This window comes from Streptomyces sp. NPDC057302 (assembly GCF_042667685.1).
Classification (GTDB): Bacteria; Actinomycetota; Actinomycetes; order Streptomycetales; family Streptomycetaceae; genus Streptomyces.
In genome coordinates, this window is record NZ_JBHUZJ010000064.1 from 4,203 (window position 1) to 28,992 (window position 24,790).

1 protein-coding gene is annotated in these 24,790 nt (G+C 70.8%); it reads right to left on the bottom strand.

Annotated elements, in window-relative coordinates; genetic code table 11:
* The gene (locus tag ACFUPX_RS32645; protein WP_383330931.1) at positions 1-24,750 is read right to left on the bottom strand and encodes a type I polyketide synthase; all 24,750 of its coding nucleotides are present in this window, start codon (positions 24,748-24,750) and stop codon (positions 1-3) included.
* Positions 24,751-24,790: the final 40 nt, after the last annotated feature.

Consider the following 24,790-nt stretch of genomic DNA (forward strand, 5'->3'; position numbering starts at 1 on the left):
TCAGGAATTGCCGAGTTGTTCGTCGAGCAGCGCGAGCAGCTCATCCGCCGACGCGGTACGCGCGTCCGTTCCGGACTCGGCGGGTTCCGTGCGGTTGTGCGTTTCGTCCCACATGGACAGCAGGGCGCGGAGTCGGTCTCCGACGCCGGCGCTCTGCTCGTCGCCCGGTGTGAGGAGGGACAGCGTGGACTCCAGTCGGTCCAGTTCGGTGTCGATGGTCGGCGTCCCGCCTCCCGGCAACCCGTCGAGCACGTACGCGGCGAGCGCGGACGGCGTGGGGAAGTCGAAGACGAGCGTCGCGGGCAGGCTCAGCCCTGTGATGGCGTTGAGGAGGTTGCGGAACTCGACGGCGGTGAGCGAGTCGAAGCCCAACTCCTGGAAGGCGCGGCCGGGTTCGACCAGCTTGGTGCCCTCGTGGCCGAGGACGGCGGCGGCCGCCTCGCGCACCATGTCGAGCACGGCGCGTTCGCGCTCCTGCCCGGACAGTGCGGTGAGCTTGGCCACCATGTCGGCCGGGGCCGGTGCCTCGGCGGAGCCCTGGGCGCGGTGCACGCCGGGCAGTTCCTGGAGCAGCGGGCTCGGCCGCACCGATGTGAACGCCGGGGCGAACACACTCCAGTCGACGTCCGCCACCAGCGCCGTCGGGTCGCCCTGGCGGACGGCCCGGTCCATCGCGGCGACGGCCTGCTCGGGCTCGAGCGGGGCCAGGCCGCGGCGGCGCAGCTGTTCGCCGAGCTGTCCGTCGGCCATGCCGCCGCCGCCCCAGGGCCCCCACGCGACCGCGGTGGCGGGCAGGCCCGCCGCGACCCGCTGTTCGGCGAGTGCGTCGAGGAAGGCGTTGGCAGCCGCGTAGTTGCCCTGGGCCGCCGCACCGAAGGTGCCGGAGACCGAGGAGAACATCACGAACGCCGACAGGTTCAGGTCGCGGGTCAGCTCGTCCAGGTTGGCGGCGGCGTCCGCCTTCGGCCGCAGCACGGCGTCGAGCCGCTCCGGGGTGAGCGCGGACAGTACGCCGTCGTCCAGGGTGCCCGCCGCGTGGACGACCGCGGTGAGCGGGAACTCGGCGGGAACCGATGCCAGCAGGCCGGCCAGGGCGTCGCGGTCGGCCACGTCGCAGGCCGCGATGGTGACTTGGGCGCCCAGCGCCGTCAGTTCCGCGCGGAGCTCGTCGGCGCCCTCGGCGTCCGGCCCGCGCCTGCTGGTCAGGAGCAGGTGTTCGGCGCCCTTGGCCACCAGCCACCTGGCGACGTGCCCGCCGAGCGATCCGGTGCCGCCGGTGACGAGCACCGTGCCGGTGGGGTCCCAGTCGCTGAGGCGCGCCGAGGTCACCGGCATGAGCCGTCGGGCGTACAGCCCGCCGGCGCGGAGCGCGACCTGGTCCTCCCCCGGTGTTCCGGACAGGACGCCTGCCAGGCGTGCGGCGCCGCGCTCGTCCAGCGTGGCGGGCAGGTCGACGAGTCCGCCCCAGCGTTCGGGCTGTTCGAGCGCGACGACCCGGCCGAATCCCCACACCATGGCCTGGTCGGGCGCCGCGGGCGTGTCGGAGCCGCCGATGGCGACCCCGCCCCGCGTCGCGCACCACAGCGGGGCGGCGAGGCCGATGTCGCTGACGGCCTGGACGAGCGCGAGGGTGGCGTGCAGGCCGCCGGAGGGCAGTTCGGGGTCGAGGGCGAGCAGCGAGAGTACGCCGGCCACGGGCTCGCCGGTGGTAATCCGGGCCGCGAGGGACTCGCGGTCCACCGCGTCGCCGGTCCGTACGGGGACCACCCGCGCGCCGTGCCGGCTCAGCGCGGCGGCGACGGATTCCTCACCGGCGCCGTCCCGGCTGACCACGAGCCAGCTGCCCGTGAGCGCCGCGGTGGGATCGCTCACCGGCTGCCAGGTGACGCGGTAGCGCAGGCCGTCGACCGCGGAGTTCTCCGCCTGTTCCCGCCGCCACGACGACAGCCGGGGCAGCACCGCGCTGATCGGGTCGTCGAGGGACACGGCGAGCTCGTCCGCGAGCTCACCGAGGTCCCCGTCGGCCACGGCCGCCCAGAATCGTGCGTCGACGGACCCCGCGGCCTCGCCCACCGGGGCCTGGGCCAGGGTCGGCCAGAACCGCTGCCGTTGGAAGGCGTAGGTGGGCAGGTCGACGTGCGCGCCACCGGCGGTCAGCGGGGTCCAGTCGACGGCGACACCGAGTACGTGCAGCCTGCCCGCGGCCGTCGCCAGTTCGAGCGCCTCGGACCGGTCGGCGCGCAGCGTGGGCACGAACACGGCGTCGGGTGCGGTCTCCTGGCCGAGCGCGGAGAGCACTCCACCAGGGCCGATCTCCAGGAACGTGTCCACGCCCTGGTCCCGCAGCGTGCCGACGGCGTCGGCGTACCGCACCGAATCGCGCACGTGCCGCACCCAGTATTCCGGCGACGTCAGCTCTTCGACGCTCGCGCGGGCGCCGGTCAGTGTGGACACGATCGGGATGGCCGGAGCCTCGTACGACACTGCTTCCAGCACGCGGCGGAAGTCGTCGAGCATCGGCTCCATGAGCGGTGAGTGGAAGGCGTGGCTGACGCGAAGTCGCGTCACCTTGCGCCCGGTCCCGCGCCAGCGCTCGGCGATGGTCTCGACGTCGGCGGCCACGCCCGAGAGCACCACCGACGTCGGGCCGTTCACCGCGGCGATGCCCACGGTGTCGGTCAGCTCCGGCAGGATCTCGGCCTCGGTCGCCTGGACCGCGAACATCGCGCCGCCGGTCGGCAGCGCCTGCATGAGGCGGCCCCGGCTCGACACCACGGCGGCGGCGTCGGCAAGCGACCAGACGCCCGCCACGTGGGCGGCGGCAAGCTCGCCGATCGAGTGCCCGGCCAGGACGTCGGGCCGCACGCCCCACGACTCAAGAAGCCGGAAGAGCGCGACCTCGACGGCGAACAGCGCGGGCTGCGTCACCCCGGTCTCGTTCAGCGCGTCGGCGTCCTCGCCGAACAGCACCTCACGCACCTGCGGGTCGAACTCGTTCAGCACGTTGTCGATGGCATCGGCGAACACCGGGAAGCAGCCGTACAGTTCGCGGCCCATGCCCAGGCGCTGAGCGCCCTGGCCGGAGAACAGGAACGCCGACCGGTGCCCCGCCGCGACACCGGAGACGAGACCGCCTGCGGTCCGCCCCTGGGCGAGCGCCGTGAGGGCCGTGATCAGCCCGTCGCGGTCCTGCCCGACGACGACCGCACGGTGGTCGAGGGCGGCCCGTGTCTCCGCGAGCGTGGTGGCGGCGTTGAGCGGGTCGAGCTCCGGGTGCGTCACGAGGTGGGCGCGCAGCCGCTCGGCCTGCGCCCTCAGCGCGTCGTCGCCCCGAGCCGAGACCAGCAGCGGCACCGGCACCGGCAGCGCGGACGGTTCCGAGCCCGGGTTCGAAACCGGGGCGGCCTTGGATACGGCGGCGACCGGGGTGTCCGGCGCCTGCTCGACGATGGCATGCGCGTTGGTCCCGCTGAACCCGAAGGACGACACACCGAACCGGCGCGGTCGGCCGGTGTCCGGCCAGGAACGGGCCTCGGTGAGGAGCTCGATGTCGCCGGCCGACCAGTCGACCTGCGGGGTCGGCTCGGCGACGTGCAGCGTCTTGGGCAGCACCCCGTGCTGCATCGCCATGACCATCTTGATGACGCCGCCGACTCCGGCCGCGCCCTGCGTGTGGCCGATGTTCGACTTCAGCGACCCGAGCCACAGCGGCTGGTCGGCGGGCCTGTCCTGGCCGTAGGTGGCAAGGAGTGCCTGCGCCTCGATCGGGTCGCCCAGCTTCGTACCGGTGCCGTGCGCCTCCATGGCGTCCACATCGGCCGACTCCAGTCCCGCGCTCGCCAGTGCCTGGCGGATGACGCGCTGCTGGGACGGCCCGTTCGGTGCGGTCAGACCGTTGGACGCACCGTCCTGGTTCACCGCCGTGCCCCGTACGACGGCGAGCACGCGGTGCCCGTTGCGCCGGGCGTCGGACAGCCTCTCCAGCACGAGCATGCCGACGCCCTCGCCCCAGCCGGTGCCTTCGGCGTCCGACGAGAAGGGCCTGCACCGGCCGTCGGCGGACAGGCCGCGCTGGCGGCTGAAGTCCATGAAGGCGCCCGGCGTCGTCATGACCGCCACACCACCGGCGAGCGCCATCGAGCACTCGCCCGACCGCACCGCCTGTACGGCCAGGTGCAGGGCCACCAGCGACGACGAGCACGCCGTGTCCACCGTCACCGCGGGGCCCTCAAGACCGAAGGTGTAGGACAGCCGACCGGACGTGACGCTCGCCGCGTTGCCCGTACCGACGTAACCCTCGACGCTCTCCTCACTCGCCCCCAGCAGCGTGGCGTAGTCCTGGATGCTGGTACCGGCGTAGACGCCGATGTCGCGCCCCTTCACCGAGTTCGGGTCGATGCCGGCCCGCTCGAACGCCTCCCACGTGGTCTCCAGGAGGAGACGGTGCTGCGGGTCCATCGCCAGGGCCTCACGCGGCGAGATCCCGAAGAACGTCGGGTCGAACAGGTCGGCGTCGTGCAGGAAGCCGCCCTCACGGGTGTAGGTCGTACCCATGTGGTCGGGGTCCGGGTGGTAGATCGCGTCCAGGTCCCAGCCGCGGTTCGCGGGGAACTCGCTGATGGCGTCGCCGCCGTCGGCCACGAGTCGCCACAGGTCCTCGGGCGAGTTCACCCCGCCGGGGTAGCGGCAGCTCATGCCGACGATCGCGATCGGCTCGTCGCTCACGGAGACGGTCGTCCGGGTGCGTGCCGCGGTGACCGGGGCGCCCGCGAGCTCGGCGCCGAGGTGCTCGACGAGCGCGGCAGGAGTCGGGTAGTCGAAGACCAGCGTGGCGGGCAGCCGCAGTTCGGTGGCCGCGTTGAGCCGGTCGCGGAACTCGACGGCGGTCAGCGAGTCGAAGCCCAGCTCCTTGAACGCACGGTCGGGTACGACGGCGTGCGCCGAACTGTGGCCCAGCACCACGGCCACGTGACCGAGCACCAGGTCGAGCAGCGCCTTCTCCCGCTCCGCCGCGGTCAGCCCCGCCAGGGACTGCGCCAACGCGGACGCGGCGGCCCCTGATTCGGCGGTCCTTCGCATGGTGCCGCGCACCAGGCCGCGCAGCAGGTGCGGCACGGGCTGGGAGCGCGCCTGCCGGTGCAGGACCGGCAGGTCGAGGGGGATCGGCACCAGCGCGGCACGGTCCGTGGAGCTTGCCGCGTCGAACAGCGCCAGGCCTTCGGCCTCGCTGATCGGGGCCACACCGGTCCGGAGCATCGGCTGCACGTCGGCCTCGTCGAGGCTGCCGGCCGTGCCATCGGCCGGGGCCCACGGGCCCCAGGCGAGCGAGGTCGCGGGCAGGCCGGTGGCGCGGCGGTGTTGTGCGAGTGCGTCCAGGAAGGTGTTGGCCGCCGCGTAGTTGCCCTGGGCGGGGTCACCGAGGGTGCCCGCCGCGGAGGAGAACAGGACGAACGCGGCGAGGTCGAGGCCCAGTTCGCGGGTCAGCGTGTGCAGGTGCCAGGCCGCGTCGACCTTGGGCCGGAAGACCGTGTCGATCTGGTCCGGGCTCAGCGAGCCGATCGTGGCGTCGTCCAGCACGCCTGCGGTGTGGATCACGGCGGAGACTTCATGCTCGGCGAGCAGCGTCTTCAGAGCCTCGCGGTCGGCCACGTCGCATGCTGCGTACGTCACCTCCGCGCCCTGCGCCACCAGTTCGGCACGCAGCTCATCAGCACCCTCGGCAGCCGCACCGCGCCTGCTGACCAGCAGCAGATTACGTACGCCTCGTTCCGCGACCAGGTGCCGGGCCACGAGACCGCCCAGCGTGCCCGTGGCACCGGTGATCAGCACCGAGCCGGACCCAAACCCAGGGTCGTCGACCACGGACTGCCGGGCCCTGACCAGGCGCGGCGCACTGGCCGCTCCCGAACGCAGGGCCAACTGCGGCTCGCCCGTGGCCAGCGCGGACGGCAGTGCGTCGAGAGAGGCCGACTCGTCGTCGAGGTCGACCAGCACGATCCGGTCCGGGTTCTCCGACTGGGTGGACCGCACCAGACCCCACACCGCCGCCTGCGCGACGTCTCGTATGTCTTCATCGGCGGTAGTAGCTATCGCACCGCTGGTCACGACGACCAGACGGGATGCGGCGAACCGCTCCTCGTCGAGCCAGGACTGGACCGCGCGCAGGGCCCAATGTGCCGCCTCATGCGCTCCGGTGACCGGGGCGGAAGTGGCGGTGACCGGGCACGGCAGAACGACGAAGTCAGGCAGCTCAGCCGACCCCTCAAGAGCCTCCAAGCCGGCCAGGTCAGCCAAGTCAGCCAGTTCGGCCAGTTCGGTCCACTCGATCGTCGGTACGTCGCCTTCGGACGAAGGAGCCGACACCCAGTCGACGCCGAACAGCGACTCCGAGACCTGCCGCGACGGCTTCGCCGCCATGGGCCGCAGCACCAGCGAGTCGACCGTGGCCACCGGAGCACCGGAACCGTCGGCGACCGTCAGGGCCACTCCGTCCGCGCCTGTGGGCGTCAACCGCACCCGCAGCGCCGTCGCACCCGAGGCGTGCAGCCGCACGCCCGACCACGAGAACGGCAGACCGCCGGAGACACCGTCTCCGTCGCCCTCGCCACCCGCCAGGCCGATGGCATGCAGCGCCGCGTCCAGCAACGCCGGGTGCAGACCGAACCCTTCAGCCTTCACGCCGTCCGGCAGGGCGACGTCGGCGAACACCTCGTCACCCTTGCGCCAGGCCGACCTCAGCCCCTGGAACACCGGCCCGTAGCCGAAGCCACCCGCGACCATGCGGTCGTAGTGACCGTCCAGATCCACGGCCTCCGCACCGGTGGGCGGCCACTCGACCAGTGAGGACCCACCAGAACGGCCACCCTCGCGCAGCACGCCGGTGGCGTGCCGGGTCCACGAACGGCCGTCGTCGGTGTCACCCATGCTGGAGTGGAAGCTCAGCTCGCGTCGGCCCGACGAGTCCTCGGCACCGACCCACACCTGCACCCGCACCGAACCGCTCTCCGGCAGGACGAGCGGCGCCTCCAGCGTCAACTCCTCGACCAGGTCGCATCCGACCTGGTCCCCCGCACGCACCGCGAGCTCGACGAACGCGGCGCCGGGCAGCAGCACCGAACCCTGGACGAGGGAGTCAGCCAGCCACGGATGGGTCTGGAGCGACAGCCGACCGGTGAGCAGCACACCGTCCGTGCCACCCACGGTGACCGCCGCACCCAGCAGCGGATGCTCCGCCGAACCGAGCCCGACCGCCGAGACATCACCCATCATCGGCAGCACGTCGGGCCAGAAGCGCTCGCGCTGGAACGCGTACGTCGGCAGGTCCACCCGCCGCGCGTCACGCCCGGCGAAGAACATCTCCCAGTCCACGCGCACGCCACGCACGTGCAGTTGTCCCGCGGCGGTCGTAGCGGCTGCCGCCTCCGGGCGGTCGTTCCGCAGCATCGGTACGAAGGTGGCGTCCGGCGCGGACTCCCGTCCCAGCGCGGCTAGCGTGCCACCGGGGCCGACCTCGACGAACGTGCCGACACCCTCGGCGACCAGAGCCTCGACGGCATCGGCGAACCGCACCGACTCGCGCACATGCCGCACCCAGTACTCCGGCGAGGCCAGTTCCTCGGCTGAGGCACGGGCGCCGGTCAGCGTCGACACGATCGGGGTCGCGGGTTCACCGCACTCGATCCCCTCGACCACCGAGCGGAACGCGTCGAGCATCGGGTCCATCAACGGTGAGTGGAACGCGTGGCTGACCTTCAGCCGGGACACCTTCCGACCCGCCGCACGCCACCGCTCGGCGACCGTTTCGACGTCGTCGTCGACACCGGATATGACGACCGACGTCGGGCCGTTGACCGCGGCGATACCGACGGTCTCCGGCAGATCGGACGCGACCTCGGCCTCGGTCGCCTGGACCGCCACCATCGCGCCACCGGACGGCAGCGCCTGCATCAACGCACCTCGCGCCGACACCACCTTCACCGCATCGGCCAGCGACCACACACCAGCCACATGCGCGGCAGCCAGCTCACCGATCGAATGCCCCGCCAGCACGTCAGGGCGTACGCCCCACGACTCAAGAAGCCGGAAGAGCGCTACCTCGACGGCGAACAGCGCGGGCTGGGTCACCCCCGTCTCGTTCAGCGCATCGGCATCCTCACCGAAGAGGACTTCACGTACGGCCGGGTCGAACTCCGCGAGGACCTTGTCCAGGGCCTCGGCGAACACCGGGAAACGGGCGGCGAGTTCGCGGCCCATGCCGAGCCGCTGCGAACCCTGACCCGAGAACAAGAAGCCCACCCGACCAGGCTCGCCGGCCACACCCGTGACCGCGGCGCCGGTCGCCCGGCCCTCGGCCACAGCCGTCAGAGCGGCCAGGAACTCGTCCCGCTCACCGGCGACCACGACGGCACGGTGCTCCAGCCCCGCACGCGAGGAAACCAGCGCACGGCCGACGTCCGCCACGTCCAGCTCGGCAGTTGTGTCCACGAAGGTCTCAAGCCGTGCGGCCTGCTCCCGCAGCGCCTCGGCACTCCGCGCCGACAACACCCACGGCACAAGACCGCCGGGCACCGGCTCCACGACGTCCGCCTGCTCCACCACAGAAGCCACAGGAGCCTGCTCGACGATGACATGCGCGTTCGTACCACTCACACCGAACGACGACACACCCGCACGCCACGGCTGACCCGTCTCCGGCCATGACCGGGTTTCCGTCAGCAGTTCCACCGCACCGGCGGACCAGTCGACGTGCGACGACGGCTCGTCCACGTGCAGGGTCTTGGGCAGCACACCGTTCCGCATCGACATGACCATCTTGATGACACCCGCGACACCGGCGGCGGCCTGGGTGTGACCGATGTTGGACTTCACCGAGCCCAGCCACAGCGGCCGGTCCGCAGGACGGCCCTGGCCGTAGGTGGCGAGCAACGCCTGGGCCTCGATCGGGTCACCGAGCGTGGTGCCCGTGCCGTGTGCCTCCATGGCGTCCACGTCGGACGACTCCAGGCCCGCACTCGCCAGTGCCTGGCGGATGACCCGCTGCTGCGAGGGCCCGTTCGGGGCGGTCAGGCCGTTGGACGCGCCGTCCTGGTTGACGGCGGATCCCCGTACGACGGCGAGGACTTGGTGGCCGTTGCGTCGGGCGTCCGACAGGCGCTCGACCAGCAGCATGCCGACACCCTCACCCCAGCCGGTGCCGTCGGCGGCATCGGCGAACGCCTTGCACCGACCGTCCACGGACAGCCCGCGCTGACGGCTGAACTCGATGAACGCACCCGGCGTCGACATCACCGTCACACCACCGACCAGCGCCAGTTCGCACTCGCCCTTGTGCAGGGCCTGGCTCGCCCAGTGCAGGGCGACCAGTGACGACGAGCAAGCCGTGTCCACGGTGACGGCCGGACCTTCGAGGCCGAACGTGTAGGACAGCCGACCGGAGATGACACTCGCCGCGTTGCCGGTACCGGCGTAGCCCTCCACGCTCTCCCGCGAAGCCATCAGCAACGTGCCGTAGTCCTGGCCGTTGGTGCCCACGAACACACCGGACCGGCTTCCGCGCAGCGAGTTGGGGTCGATCCCCGCTCGCTCGAAGGCCTCCCAGGAGGTTTCCAGGAGCAGGCGCTGCTGGGGGTCCATCGCCAGGGCCTCGCGGGGCGAGATCCCGAAGAACGCCGGGTCGAAGTCCGCCACACCGTCCAGGAAGGCACCCATGCGGCTGTACGTGGTGCCCGACTGCTCGGGGTCGGGGTCGTAGAGCGAGTCCATGTCCCAGCCGCGGTCGGCGGGGAATCCTGCCACCGCGTCCACACCGGACTCGACGAGACGCCACAGGTCCTCGGGCGACTCGACGCCGCCGGGGAAGCGGCAGCTCATCCCGACAATGACGATCGGCTCGTCGGCCACCATCGCTACGGGCTCGTTGGCCACGACATCGACGACACCACCCAACAGCTCGGCGCCGAGATGCGCCGCGAGTGCGGCAGGAGTCGGGTAGTCGAAGACCAGCGTGGCCGGCAACGCCAGCTCGGTCGCCGCATTCAGCCGGTTACGCAGTTCGACCGAGCTGAGTGAATCGAAGCCGAGCTCCTTGAACGCACGGTCGGGTACGACGGCGTGCGCCGAACTGTGGCCCAGCACCACGGCCACGTGACCGAGCACGAGGTCAAGGAGCGCCTTCTCCCGCTCCGCGACGGGCAGGCCCACCAGCGACTGCGCCAACGCGGACCCGGCAACAACGAGACCGGACTCAACAGTCCTTCGCGTGGTGGCACGCACGAGGCCGCGCAGCAGGTGCGACACGGGCTGGGAGCGCGCCTGCCGGTGCAGGACCGGCAGGTCGAGGGGGATCGGCACCAGCGCGGCACGGCCGGTGGAACCCGCCGCGTCGAACAGCTCCAGGCCTTCGGCCTCGCCGATCGGGATCACACCACTCCGGGTCATGCGCCGCACATCAGCCTCGTCGAGGCTGCCGGCCATGCCATCGGCCGCGGCCCACAGACCCCACGCGAGCGAGGTCGCGGCCAGGCCCATGGCACGGCGGTGTTGTGCAAGTGCGTCCAGGAAGGTGTTGGCCGCCGCGTAGTTGCCCTGACCGGGACCACCGAGGGTGCCGGCCACGGAAGAGAACAGCACGAACGCGGCAAGTTCCAGGCCCAGTTCGCGGGTGAGCTCGTGCAGGTGCCAGGCCGCGTCGACCTTGGGCCGGAACACGGTGTCGATCCGCTCAGGTGTCAGCGAGCCGATGGTGCCGTCGTCCAGCACGCCTGCCGTGTGCACCACGGCGGAGACTTCGTGCTCGGTCAGCAGGTCCCTGAGGCCCTCACGGTCGGCCACGTCGCACGCTGCGTACGTCACCTCGGCGCCCTGCGCGAGGAGTTCATCACGCAGCTCATCGGCACCCTCGGCGGCAGCGCCGCGCCTGCTGACCAGCAGCAGGTTGCGCACGCCTCGTTCCGCGACCAGGTGCCGGGCCACGAGACCGCCCAGCGTGCCCGTGGCACCGGTGATCAGCACCGCGCCGGAACCAAAGCCGGGGTCGTCCGCGACGGAGTGTCGAACCCTCGCCAGGCGGGGCACGCGAACGTCGCCGGACCGCACTGCCAGCTGGGGCTCACCCGTGGCCAGCGCGGACGGCAGTGCGTCCAGTGAGGCCGTCTCGTCGTCGAGGTCGACCAGAATGATCCGGTCCGGATTCTCCGACTGGGCGGACCGCACCAGACCCCACACCGCCGCCTGCGCCACGTCTCGTACGTCTTCATCGGCGGTAGTCGCTATCGCGCCGCTGGTCGCGATGACCAGCCGTGATGCGGCGAACCGCTCATCCGCCAGCCAGGACTGCACCGTGTTCAGCACCCAGTACGCCGCCTCACGCGCACCGGCGGCCAGGTCGGAACCGGCGGTCACCGGGCACGGCAGAACGACGAAGTCAGGCAGCTCGGCGAACTCCGCAAGCGCCTCCAAGTCGGTCCACTCGACCGTCGGGACGTTGCCTTCGAACGAAGGAGTCGACACCCAGTCGACGCCGAACAGCGCATCGCTCTGACCGTCGGCGGCGACCTGCTCCAGCGACACCGGCCGAAGCACCAGCGAGTCGACCGTGGCCACCGGAGCACCGGAGCCATCCGCGACCGTCAGCGCCACTCCGTCTGCGCCCGCAGGTGTCAAGCGCACCCGCAGTGCCGTCGCACCCGAGGCATGCAACCGCACACCCGACCACGCGAACGGCAACCCCTCTGAAGCACCATCCGTCAGACCGACCGCATGCAGCGCCGCGTCCAGCAACGCCGGGTGCAGACCGAATCCCTCAGCCTTGACACCCTCCGGCAGCGCGACCTCGGCGAACACCTCATCGCCCGTACGCCACGCCGACCGCAACCCCTGAAACACCGGGCCATAACCCAAGCCCAGCTCCGCCAACTCACCGTAGAGCCGGTCCAGTTCCACGGCCTCCGCACCCACCGGCGGCCACTCGACCAGCGAGACTCCACCATCAGAACGGTTGCCTGCCGCCAGCACACCGGTGGCGTGACGGCTCCACGAACGGCCGTCGTCGGTGTCACCCATGCTGGAGTGGAAGCTCAGCTCACGACGGCCCGACGAGTCCTCGGCACCGACCCACACCTGCACCCGCACCGAACCGCTCTCCGGCAGAACGAGCGGCGCCTCCAGCGTCAACTCCTCGACCAGGTCGCATCCGACCTGGTCCCCCGCACGCACCGCAAGCTCGACGAACGCGGTGCCAGGCAGCAACACCGAACCCTGCACCACATAGTCAGCAAGCCACGGATGCGACTGAACCGACAGCCGCCCCGTCAGCAACACACCACCATCCGTGCCGCCGAGGGTGACGGTCGCGCCCAGGAGCGGGTGCTCGGCGGCACCGAGACCGGCCGCCGCGACGTTGCCGATCGCCGGCAGCACGTCGGGCCAGAAGTGCTCGCGCTGGAACGCGTACGTCGGCAGATCGATTCGGCGCGCGCCGCGACCGGCGAAGAACGCTTCCCAGGCCACCTGCACGCCGCACACGTGCAGCTGCCCCGCAGCCGTCGTGGCGGCCACCGCCTCCGGCCGATCGCCACGCAGTACCGGTACGAAGGTGGCGTCCGGCGCGGACTCCCGTCCCAGCGCCGCCAGCGTGCCACCAGGGCCGACCTCGACGAACGTGCCGACTCCCTCGGCGACCAGAGCCGCGACGGCATCGGCGAACCGCACCGACTCACGCACATGCCGCACCCAGTACTCCGGCGACGTCAGCTCTTCGGCCGTCGCGCGGGTACCGGTCAGGGTCGACACGATCGGGATGGCCGGAGCCTGGTACGACACACCATCAAGAACCCTGCGGAAGTCATCCAGCATCGGGTCCATCAGCGGCGAGTGGAACGCGTGGCTGACCTTGAGACGCGATACCTTGCGGCCCGCGGCACGCCAGCTCTCCGCAACCGTCTCGACATCGGCGGCAACACCGGAAATGACCACCGAGTTCGGGCCATTGACCGCAGCAATGCCCACGGTCTCAGGGAGGTCCGACGCGACTTCGTCCTCGGTCGCCTGGATCGCCACCATCGCGCCACCGGTCGGCAGCGCCTGCATCAAGCCGGCACGCGCCGACACCACCTTGACGGCGTCGGCCAGCGACCAGACACCGGCCACGTGCGCCGCCGCCAGCTCACCGATCGAATGCCCCGCCAGCACGTCAGGGCGTACGCCCCACGACTCAAGAAGCCGGAAGAGCGCTACCTCGACGGCGAACAGCGCGGGCTGGGTCACCCCCGTCTCGTTCAGCGCATCGGCATCCTCACCGAACAACACCGCACGCACCGCAGGGTCAAACTCACCCAGCACCGCATCCAGCGCCTCGGCGAACACCGGGAACTGGGCGGCCAGTTCACGGGCCATGCCGAGCCGCTGCGAACCCTGACCCGAGAAGAGGAAACCCACCCGGCCAGGCTCATCGGCGATCCCCGCAACCACCGCGCCGGTCGCCCGGCCCTCGGCGACGGCCGCCAAGGCGGCCAGCAACTCCGAACGATCGTCGGCGACGACCACTGCACGGTGGTCCAACGCCGAGCGCGTCGTCGCGAGCGAGTAGCCGACATCGACGAGCGCGTGCTCGTCCAGCATCTCCATCAGCCGCTCGGCCTGGCCGCGCAGCGCACCCTCGTCGCCCGCCGACAGCACCCACGGCACCAAGCCGTCACGTACCGGTTCCGGAGTTTCCTCCTGCTCTACTGCGGGGGCCTGCTCGATGATGGTGTGCGCGTTGGTGCCGCTGAAACCGAACGACGAGACACCGGCGCGCAACGGCTGGCCTGTCTCCGGCCAGGCGCGTGCCTCCGCGAGCAGTTCCACTGCGCCCGCGGACCAGTCGACGTGAGGCGACGGTTCGTCGATGTGCAGCGTCTTGGGCAGTACGCCGTGTCGCATCGACATGACCATCTTGATCACGCCCGCCACACCTGCGGCGGCCTGCGTGTGACCGATGTTGGACTTCACCGAACCCAGCAACAGCGGCTCACCGTCGCGGTCCTGGCCGTAGGTGGCGAGGAGTGCCTGGGCCTCGATCGGGTCGCCCAGCTTGGTGCCGGTGCCGTGTGCCTCGACCACGTCCACGTCGGCCGAGGTCAGGCCCGCGCTCGCCAGCGCCTGACGGATGACGCGCTGCTGCGAGGGACCGTTCGGGGCCGTAAGGCCGTTGGACGCGCCGTCCTGGTTCACGGCCGAGCCCCGCACCACCGCGAGCACCTGGTGACCGTTGCGCTGCGCGTCCGAGAGCCGCTCGACGAACAGCATGCCCACGCCCTCGCCCCAGCCCGTGCCATCAGCACCGGCCGCGAACGCCTTGCAGCGGCCATCCTCAGCAAGGCCGCGCTGGCGGCTGAACTCGACGAACGCACCCGGCGTCGACATGACGGTGACACCGCCCGCAAGCGCAAGCTCGCACTCACCGGACCGCAGCGCCTGCACCGCCAGGTGCAGAGCGACCAGGGACGACGAGCACGCCGTGTCCACGGTGACGGCCGGGCCTTCGAAGCCGAAGGTGTACGACAAGCGTCCCGAGGCCACACTGGCCGCGTTGCCGGTCGCCACGTAACCACCCACGTCATCGGCGGCTGCGCCGAGGACGAGACCGTAGTCCTGCACATTCGAGCCGACGAAGACGCCGACGCGCTCGCCACGCAGCGAGGCCGGGTCGACGCCGGCCCGCTCGAAGGCCTCCCACGAGGTCTCCAGGAGCAGGCGCTGCTGCGGGTCCATCGCCAGGGCCTCACGCGGCGAGATCCCGAAGAAGCTCGCGTCGAAGCCACCTACGTCGGTGAGGAATGCGCCCGAGCGCGAGTAAGAGGTTCCCACTCCGTCCGGGTCGGGGTCGTACAGCGCCTCCAGGTCCCAGCCGCGGTCGTTCGGGAACTCCGACACCGCGTCCCCGCCCGACAGCAACACCTGCCACAAGTCTTCGGGGCTGGTGATACCGCCGGGGTACCGGCAGGCCATCGCCACGATCGCGATCGGCTCGTCGATGACACCGGAGACAGTGGTGCGAGCGGAGGGTGCGGCCACCTCTGCACCGGAGAGTTCGGTGCGGAGGTATGCGGCAAGGACTGCCGCGTTGGGGTAGTCGTAGACCAGCGTCGCGGGCAACGCGACACCCGTGACCTCGCTCAACCGGGCACGCAACTCCACCGCCGTCAGCGAGTCAAAACCCAACTCCCTAAACGCACGGGACGCCGAGAACGCATCACCCGACACATGGCCCAGCACCGCAGCAGCCTCATAACGCACCAACTCGGTGAGCTGCCGCTCCTGCTCCACCTCATCCAGACCCGCAAGACGCTGCGCCAGCTCCGACATCCCACCATCAGTCGTGGTCGCCTCGAACGCGGCACGCACCTGCGGCAGTTCACCCAGCAACGGACTCGGACGCTGCGCCATGAACGTGCCCGCGAACCGCTCCCAGTCCACATCGGCAACCACCACACTGCCATCACCACGCTCCAAAGCAGCGGCCAGACCAGCGATCGCCACCCGCGGATCCATCGTCGGCAGACCCCTGCGCCGCAACTGCGCCGCCGCATCCCGCCCGGCGCCCGCGACCATGCCGCCACCACCCCACGGACCCCACGCCACCGCCGTCGCCGACAGACCCGCCGCCCGACGATGCCCCGCCAACGCATCCAAATACGCGTTGGCCGCCGCATACGCACCCTGCCCACCACTGCCCCACACACCAGCAATGGACGAGAACAACACAAACGCATCCAACTCACGCTCACCCAACAACTCATGCAGGTTGCGCGCGCCGTCCACCTTCGCCGACAACACCTCAGCAAACCCACCCAGATCCGCCGGATCCAGATCGGCAAGCACAGCCGAACGCTCAACACCCGCCGCATGCACCACCGCAGTGAGCGGGAACTCGGCGGGAACCGACGCCAGCACGTCCGCCAGGGCGTCCCGGTCGGCGACGTCGCAGGCCGCGATCGTGACACTGGCGCCCAGCGCGGTCAGCTCCGCCCGCAGCTCCTTCGCTCCATCGGCGTCCAGTCCGCGCCTGTTGGTCAACAGCAGGTGCTCGGCGCCCTTCGCCACCAGCCACCTGGCGACGTGCGCGCCCAGGGCGCCGGTACCGCCGGTGACCAGGACCGTCCCATGCGGCGACCAGCCCGTACCGGATGCCTTGCCCAGCGGCGCGGGCACCAGCCTGCGCCCCAGAACCTCGCCACCACGCAGCGCGATCTGGTCCTCGTCGCCCGACCCGGCAAGCACCGAGGCCAACAGGTCACCGGTCTCGTCGTCCTGCGCATCGGGAAGGTCGACCAGACCGCCCCAACGGCTCGACTGCTCCAGCGCTGCCACCCGGCCAAGGCCCCACAGCATCGACTGCTCGAACCCGGTGACCGCGTCGTCGGCGCCCGCGGAAACCGCGCCCGACGTCAGGCACCACAGCGGCGGTGCGGACACGTCCGCCTCGCCGAGCGCCCGCAACAGACCGACCGTGGCCGCGACACCCGCGGGCACAGTCGAATCACCCGCATCGGCGAATCCCAGCAGCGAGACGACACCGTCCAGAGGCGACAGCTCGTCCAACTGCTCTGTCCAGTCGCCCACTTCCGGGTCCACGTGCAGGATGTGTACGCCGTCCGCACCGTTCCGAGTCAGCGCCTCACCCACCCACTGGGCACGGTCCTCACCAAGCGGCGAGACAATCAGCCAAGCACCGGCGAGGCGTCGTCCGGACCCGGCAGCCACCGACCGCCACTCAATCCCATACCGCCAGCCATCCACCGTGGAGCGGCTCAGCTGCTCCTTGCGCCACGCGGAAAGCCTCGGCAGCACCTCACTCAACGGAGCATCCGACGACACGTCCAACGTGCGGGCGACGTCAGTGAGGTCACCGTCTTCGACGACCTCCCAGAAGCGCGTCTCCGCAGGCGAAAGCCTCTCGGCGCGCTCGCCGGCCGGTGCATCCAGCCAGTAGCGCTGGTGCTGGAACGCGTACGTCGGCAGATCGACGCGCTGAGCCCCGCTGCCCGCGAAGTACGCGGCCCAGTCGACCGTCACACCTCGCGTATGCAGGGCCGCCACCGTGGTCACCAGCGCGGGCTCCTCGGCCCTGTCCGCACGCAACGCGGGCAGGAACACCGCATCAGGCGCACAGCCAAGCCCCAGCGCGGACAGCGTCCCACCCGGACCGATCTCCACGAACACCTCGGCGCCCTGCTCGCGCAACGCCACCACCGCGTCGTGGAATCGTACGGACTCCCGCACGTGGCGCACCCAGTACTCCGCCGAGGTCAGCTCCTCGGCAGTGGCCAAACGGCCGGTCAACGTCGACACGATCGGGATCGCGGGAGCCTCGTACGACACGCTCTCAAGGACCTGCCGGAAGTCGTCCAGCATCGGGTCCATCAACGGCGAATGGAACGCATGGCTCACCTTCAGGCGAGACACCTTCCGACCCGCCTCACGCCAGCCCTCCGCAACCACCTCAACATCAGCATCAACACCCGAGATGACCACTGAGGTCGGGCCGTTGACCGCAGCAATGCCCACGGTCTCCGGCAGGTCGGCGGCGACCTCGTCCTCGGAGGCCTGGATCGCGACCATCGCGCCGCCGGTCGGCAGCGCCTGCATCAGCGCGCCTCGCGCCGACACCACCTTCACCGCGTCCGCCAGCGACCAGACACCCGCCACATGGGCCGCCGCCAGCTCACCGATCGAATGCCCCGCCAGCACATCGGGACGCACACCCCAGGACTGCAACAGCCGGAACAGCGCCACCTCTACCGCGAACAGCGCAGGCTGCGTCACCCCAGTCTCGTTCAGCGCATCGGCATCCTCACCGAACAACACCTCGCGCACCGCCGGATCAAACTCACCCAGCACCGCATCCAGCGCCTCGCCGAACACCGGGAAACGAGCCGCCAGTTCACGACCCATACCGAGCCGCTGCGAACCCTGACCCGAGAACAAGAACCCCAGAAGCCCACCGGCGATGGACCCCGTCACCACACCCGCCGCCGAACCGCCCTCGGCCAGCGCGGTCAACGCAGCCCGCCGCGACTCCGCGTCGTCCGCGATGACGACCGCGCGCTGTTCGAGCGACGCCCGCGTCGTCGCCAGGGAGAAGGCGACATCCACAGGGCTCAGGTCAGTCACACCGGAGAGCAACCGCGTCGCCTGTTCCCGCAATGCCCCGGCACTCCGCGCCGACAACACCCACGGCACGACACCGACCGGTGCGGAAGCCACAGCCGGAGCCAACTCCACGGTCTGCGGGGCCTGCTCGATGATGGTGTGCGCGTTGGTACCGCTGAATCCGAACGACGACACGCCGAACCGGCGCGGCCGGTCGGTGTCCGGCCAGGGGCGGGCCTCGGTGAGCAGCTCGACGTCGCCGGCAGACCAGTCGACCTGCGAGGTCGGCTCGTCCACGTGCAGCGTCTGCGGCAGCACTCCGTACTGCATCGCCATGACCATCTTGATCACGCCCGCGACGCCTGCGGCAGCCTGCGTGTGACCGATGTTGGACTTCACCGAACCCAGCCACAACGGCTCACCGTCGCGGTCCTGGCCGTAGGTGGCGAGCAGGGCCTGCGCCTCGATCGGGTCACCGAGGGTCGTGCCCGTGCCGTGTGCCTCCATGGCGTCCACGTCGGACGACTCCAGGCCCGCACTCGCCAGTGCCTGGCGGATGACCCGCTGCTGCGAGGGACCGTTCGGGGCCGTCAGACCGTTGGACGCGCCGTCCTGGTTGACCGCCGAACCCCGGACCACCGCGAGCACCTGGTGACCGTTGCGCCGGGCGTCCGACAGACGCTCCACGAGCAGCATGCCGACGCCCTCGCCCCAGCCCGTGCCGTCGGCCGCGTCGGCGAACGCCTTGACCCGGCCGTCCACGGCGAGGCCCCGCTGCCGGCTGAACTCGATGAACGAGCCCGGTGTCGACATCACCGACACGCCACCCACCAGGGCCAGTTCACACTCACCCTTGTGCAGCGCGTTCACCGCCAGGTGCAGCGCCACCAACGATGACGAGCACGCCGTGTCCACCGTGACCGCAGGGCCTTCAAAGCCGTACGTGTACGAAAGGCGGCCGGAGATGACGCTCGCCGAGATGCCGGTGCCCGCGTACCCCTCGACCTCCTCCTGCGCGGCCATGAGCAGCGCCGCGTAGTCCTGGCCGTTGGTGCCGACGAAGACACCCGAACGGCCGCCGCGCAGCGAGTTGGGGTCGATGCCCGCCCGCTCGAACGCCTCCCAAGAGGTTTCCAGGAGCAGGCGCTGCTGCGGGTCCATCGCGAGGGCCTCGCGGGGCGAGATCCCGAAGAAGGCCGGGTCGAAGTCCGCCATGCCGTCCAGGAAGGCACCCATGCGGCTGTACGTGGTGCCCGACTGGTCGGGGTCGGGATCGTAGAGGGATTCGATGTCCCAGCCACGGTCGGTCGGGAACTGCGACACCGCGTCCCCGCCACCGGCCACCAGGCGCCACAGGTCCTCGGGCGACTCGACGCCGCCGGGGAAGCGGCAGCTCATCCCGACGATCACGATCGGCTCATCGGCGACCATCGCTACGGGCTCGTTGGCCACGGCATCGACCACGCCGCCCAGCAGCTCCGAGCCCAGATGCGCCGCGAGTGCGGCAGGGGTCGGGTAGTCGAAGACCAGCGTGGCCGGCAACGCCAGCTCGGTCGCCGACTTCAGCCGGTTGCACAGTTCGACCGAGCTGAGTGAATCGAAGCCGAGCTCCTTGAACGCGCGGTCGGGCGCGATGGCCTGCGCCGAGCCATGCCCCAGCACCACCGCCACGTGACCGAGCACGAGGTCGAGGAGCGCCTTCTCCCGTTCCGCGACGGGCAGGCCCACCAATGACTGTGCCAACGCAGACCCGGAAGCCACCGGTCCGGCCGCGACAGCCCTACGCGCGCCGCCACGGACCAGACCACGCATGAGGTGCGGCACGGGCTGGGAACGCGCCTGCCGGTGCAGCACCGGCAGGTCAAGAGGAATCGGCACCAGCGCGGCACGCCCCATAGAGCCCGCCGCATCGAACAGCGCAAGACCCTCGGCCGCGCCGATCGGGATCGCGCCACCGCTGGTGATGCGCCGTACGTCAGCCTCATCGAGGCTGCCGGCCATGCCGTCCGCGTCAGCCCACAGGCCCCAGGCCAACGACGTGGCGGAGAGTCCGGCCACCCGACGGTGCTGGGCGAGGGCGTCCAGGAAGGCGTTCGCCGCCGCGTAGTTGCCCTGCCCCGCGCCACCGAACACACCGGCGGCGGACGAGAACAGCACGAACGCGGCGAGTTCCAGGCCCAGTTCGCGGGTGAGCTCGTGCAGGTGCCAGGCAGCGTCGACCTTGGGCCGGAACACGGTGTCGATCCGCTCAGGTGTCAGCGAGCCGATCGTGCCGTCGTCCAGCACACCTGCCGTGTGCACCACGGCGGAGACGTCATGCTCGGCGAGCAGGTCCCTGAGGGCCTCGCGGTCGGCCACGTCACATGCCGCGTACGTCACTTCGGCGCCCTGCGCCTCCAGTTCGGCACGCAGCTCATCGGCGCCCTCGGCAGCCGCACCGCGCCTGCTGACCAGCAGCAGATTACGTACGCCTCGTTCCGCGACCAGGTGCCGGGCCAAAAGACCGCCCAGCGTGCCCGTGGCACCGGTGACCAACACCGCACCCGAGCCGAAACCGGGGTCGTCGACCACGGACTGCTGGGCCCTGGCCAGGCGCGGCGCACTGACGACGCCGGAGCGCACCGCCAACTGCGGCTCACCAGTGGCCAGCGCGGACGCCAGTACTTCGCGCGACGCCGTCTCGTCGTCGAGGTCCGCCAGCACGATCCGGTCCGGGTTCTCCGACTGAGCGGACCGCACCAGACCCCACACCGCCGCCTGGGCCAGGTTCGGCGCATCCTCCTCAGGCGTGACAGCTATCGCGCCGCTGGTCGCGATGACCAGCCGTGATGCGGCGAACCGCTCATCCGCCAACCAGGACTGCACCGCGCCCAGGGCCCAGTGCGCGGCCTCACGCGCACCGACAACCGGGGCGGACCCAGAAGTGACCGGGCACGACAGAACAACAAAAGCAGGCAGGTCCGCCGACCCCGAGAGCGCCTCAAGATCGGTCCACTCGACCGCCGCGGGAGCACCCTCGTCGGCCAGGGGCACCGACACCCAGTCGACGCCGAACAGCGCATCGCTCTGACCGTCGGCGGCGACCTGCTCCAGCGACACCGGACGCAGCACCAGCGAGTCCACGGTCGCGACCGGGGCACCCGCCCCATCCGCCACGACCAACGACACCCCGTCAGCGCCCGCAGGCGTCAACCGCACCCGCAGTGCCCTCGCGCCCGAGGCATGCAACCGCACACCCGACCACGCGAACGGCAACCCCTCGGCAGCACTATCCGTCAGACCGACCGCATGCAGCGCCGCGTCCAGCAACGCCGGGTGCAGTCCGAACCCTTCAGCCTTCACGCCGTCCGGCAGGGCGACCTCGGCGAACACCTCATCGCCCTTGCGCCAGGCCGACCGCAACCCCTGGAACACCGGGCCATAACCCAAGCCCAGCTCAGCCAACTCACCGTAGAACTCGTCCAGTTCCACGACCTGCGCGCCCACCGGCGGCCACTCGACCAGCGAGACCCCACCAGACCGGCCACCCTCGCGCAGCACGCCGGTGGCGTGCCGGGTCCACGAACGGCCGTCGTCGGTGTCACCCACGCTGGAGTGGAAGCTCAGCTCACGACGGCCCGAATCGTCCGCCGCACCGACCCACACCTGCACACGCACCGAACCGCTCTCCGGCAGAACGAGCGGCGCCTCCAGCGTCAACTCCTCGACCAGATCACACCCGACCTGATCCCCCGCACGCACCGCCAACTCGACGAACGCAGCACCAGGAAGCAACACCGAACCCTGCACCACATAATCAGCAAGCCACGGATGCGACTGAACCGACAACCGCCCCGTCAGCAACACACCATCTGTGCCACCCACCGTGACAGCCGCACCCAACAACGGGTGCTCCGCCGAACCCAGTCCGGCAGCCGTGACATCGCCGACCGAGGGCAGCACGTCCAGCCAGAAGCGCTCGCGCTGGAACGCGTACGTCGGCAGATCGACGCGCTGGGCCCCGCTGCCTGCGAAGTAGGCGGCCCAGTCCACATGAGCGCCCCGTACGTGCGCCTCCGCGAGCGCGGCGGTCAGCGCCACCTGCTCCGGGCGGTCGTTCCGCAGCACCGGCACGAACCCGGCCTCCGGCGCGGACTCCTGGCCCAGTGCCGACAGCGTGCCACCCGGCCCGACCTCGACGAACGTGCGCACACCCTCGGCGACCAGAGCCTCGACGGCATCGGCGAACCGCACCGACTCCCGCACGTGGCGCACCCAGTACTCCGCCGAGGTCAGCTCCTCGGCAGTGGCCAAACGGCCGGTCAGCGTCGACACGATCGGGACGGCCGGAGCCTCGTACGACACACCATCCAGAACCCGGCGGAAGTCCTCCAGCATCGGGTCCATCAACGGCGAATGGAACGCATGACTGACCTTCAGGCGAGACACCTTCCGGCCCGCCTCACGCCAGCCCTCCGCAACCGCCTCAACATCAGCGGCAACACCGGAAATGACCACGGAGGTCGGGCCGTTCACCGCGGCAATGCCCACGGTCTCCGGCAGGTCGGCGGCGACCTCGGCCTCAGAGGCCTGGATCGCGACCATCGCACCACCGGACGGCAACGCCTGCATCAACCCAGCACGCGCCGACACCACCTTCACCGCATCAGCCAACGACCACACACCAGCCACATGCGCGGCAGCCAGCTCACCGATCGAATGCCCCGCCAGCACGTCGGGACGCACACCCCACGACTGCAACAGCCGGAACAGCGCCACCTCAACCGCGAACAGCGCAGGCTGCGTCACCCCAGTCTCGTTCAGCGCATCAGCATCCTCACCGAACAACACCTCACGCACCGCCGGATCAAACTCACCCAGCACCGCATCCAGCGCCTCGCCGAACACCGGGAAACGAGCCGCCAGTTCACGACCCATACCGAGCCGCTGCGAACCCTGACCCGAGAACAAGAACCCCAGCAGCCCACCGGCGACAGAACCCGTCACCACACCCGCCGCCGAACCGCCCTCGGCCAGCGCGGTCAACGCAGCCCGCCGCGACTCCGCGTCGTCCGCGATGACGACCGCGCGCTGTTCGAGCGACGCCCGCGTCGTCGCGAGGGAGAAGGCGACATCCACGGGGTCCAGGCCCAGCACCCCGGAGAGCAGCCGCGTCGCCTGTTCCCGCAGTGCCTCGGCGTTCCGGGCCGACAGCATCCACGGCACCGTGCCGATCGGTACGCCGCTGCCTACGGCGGCGTCAGCAGAGGTCGGTTCCTCGGGCTCCGGGGCCTGCTCGATGATGGTGTGCGCGTTCGTGCCGCTCACGCCGAACGACGACACGCCCGCCCGCCACGGCTGTCCCGTCTCCGGCCACGCGCGCGCCTCCGTCAGCAGTTCCACCGCACCGGCGGACCAGTCCACGTGCGACGACGGCTCATTCACATGCAGCGTCTTCGGCAGCATCCCGTACTGCATCGACATGACCATCTTGATCACGCCCGCCACACCGGCGGCCGCCTGCGTGTGACCGATGTTCGACTTGATCGAGCCCAGCCACAGCGGCCGGTCGGCGGGGCGGTCCTGGCCGTAGGTGGCGAGCAGCGCCTGGGCCTCTATCGGGTCGCCCAGCTTCGTGCCCGTGCCGTGTGCCTCCATGGCGTCCACGTCGGCCGGGGTCAGGCCCGCACTCGCCAGTGCCTGGCGGATGACGCGCTGCTGCGAGGGGCCGTTCGGGGCGGTCAGACCGTTGGACGCGCCGTCCTGGTTGACCGCCGAACCCCGGACCACCGCGAGCACCTGGTGACCGTTGCGCTGCGCGTCGGACAGGCGCTCCACGAGCAGCATGCCGACGCCCTCGCCCCAGCCCGTGCCGTCGGCGCTGTCCGAGAACGCCTTGCACCGGCCGTCGGGGGCGAGGCCACGCTGCCGGCTGAACTCGATGAAGGAGCCCGGTGTCGACATCACCGTCACACCGCCGACCAGCGCCAGCTCGCACTCGCCCTTGTGCAGTGCCTGCACCGCCAGGTGCAGCGCCACCAACGATGAAGAGCACGCCGTGTCCACCGTGACCGCGGGGCCTTCGAGGCCGAACGTGTACGAAAGGCGGCCGGAGATGACGCTCGCCGAGATGCCGGTGCCCGCGTACCCCTCGACCTCCTCCTGCGCGGCCATCAGCAGTGCCGCGTAGTCCTGGCCGTTGGTGCCGACGAACACGCCCGAGCGGCTGCCGCGCAGCGAGTTGGGATCGATGCCCGCCCGCTCGAAGGCCTCCCAGGAGGTTTCGAGGAGGAGACGCTGCTGCGGGTCCATCGCGGCGGCCTCGCGCGGCGATATCCCGAAGAAGCCGGGGTCGAACTCCGTCGCGCCGTACAGGAACCCACCTTCACGGGCGTAGGTGGTGCCCGTGTGGTCGGGGTCCGCGTCGTACAGCGAATCCAGGTCCCAGCCGCGGTCGGCGGGGAACCCGGCCACCGCGTCCGCGCCGGACTCGACCAGACGCCACAGGTCCTCGGGCGACTCGACCCCACCGGGGAAGCGGCAGCTCATGCCGACGATCGCGATCGGCTCGCTGTCCTTCTCCTCGACCTCGCGGAGACGTTGCTTGGTCTGCCGCAGGTCCGCCGTCAGGCGCTTCAGATAGTCGAGGACCTTGTCGTCGTTCGACATGTGCTTTGTA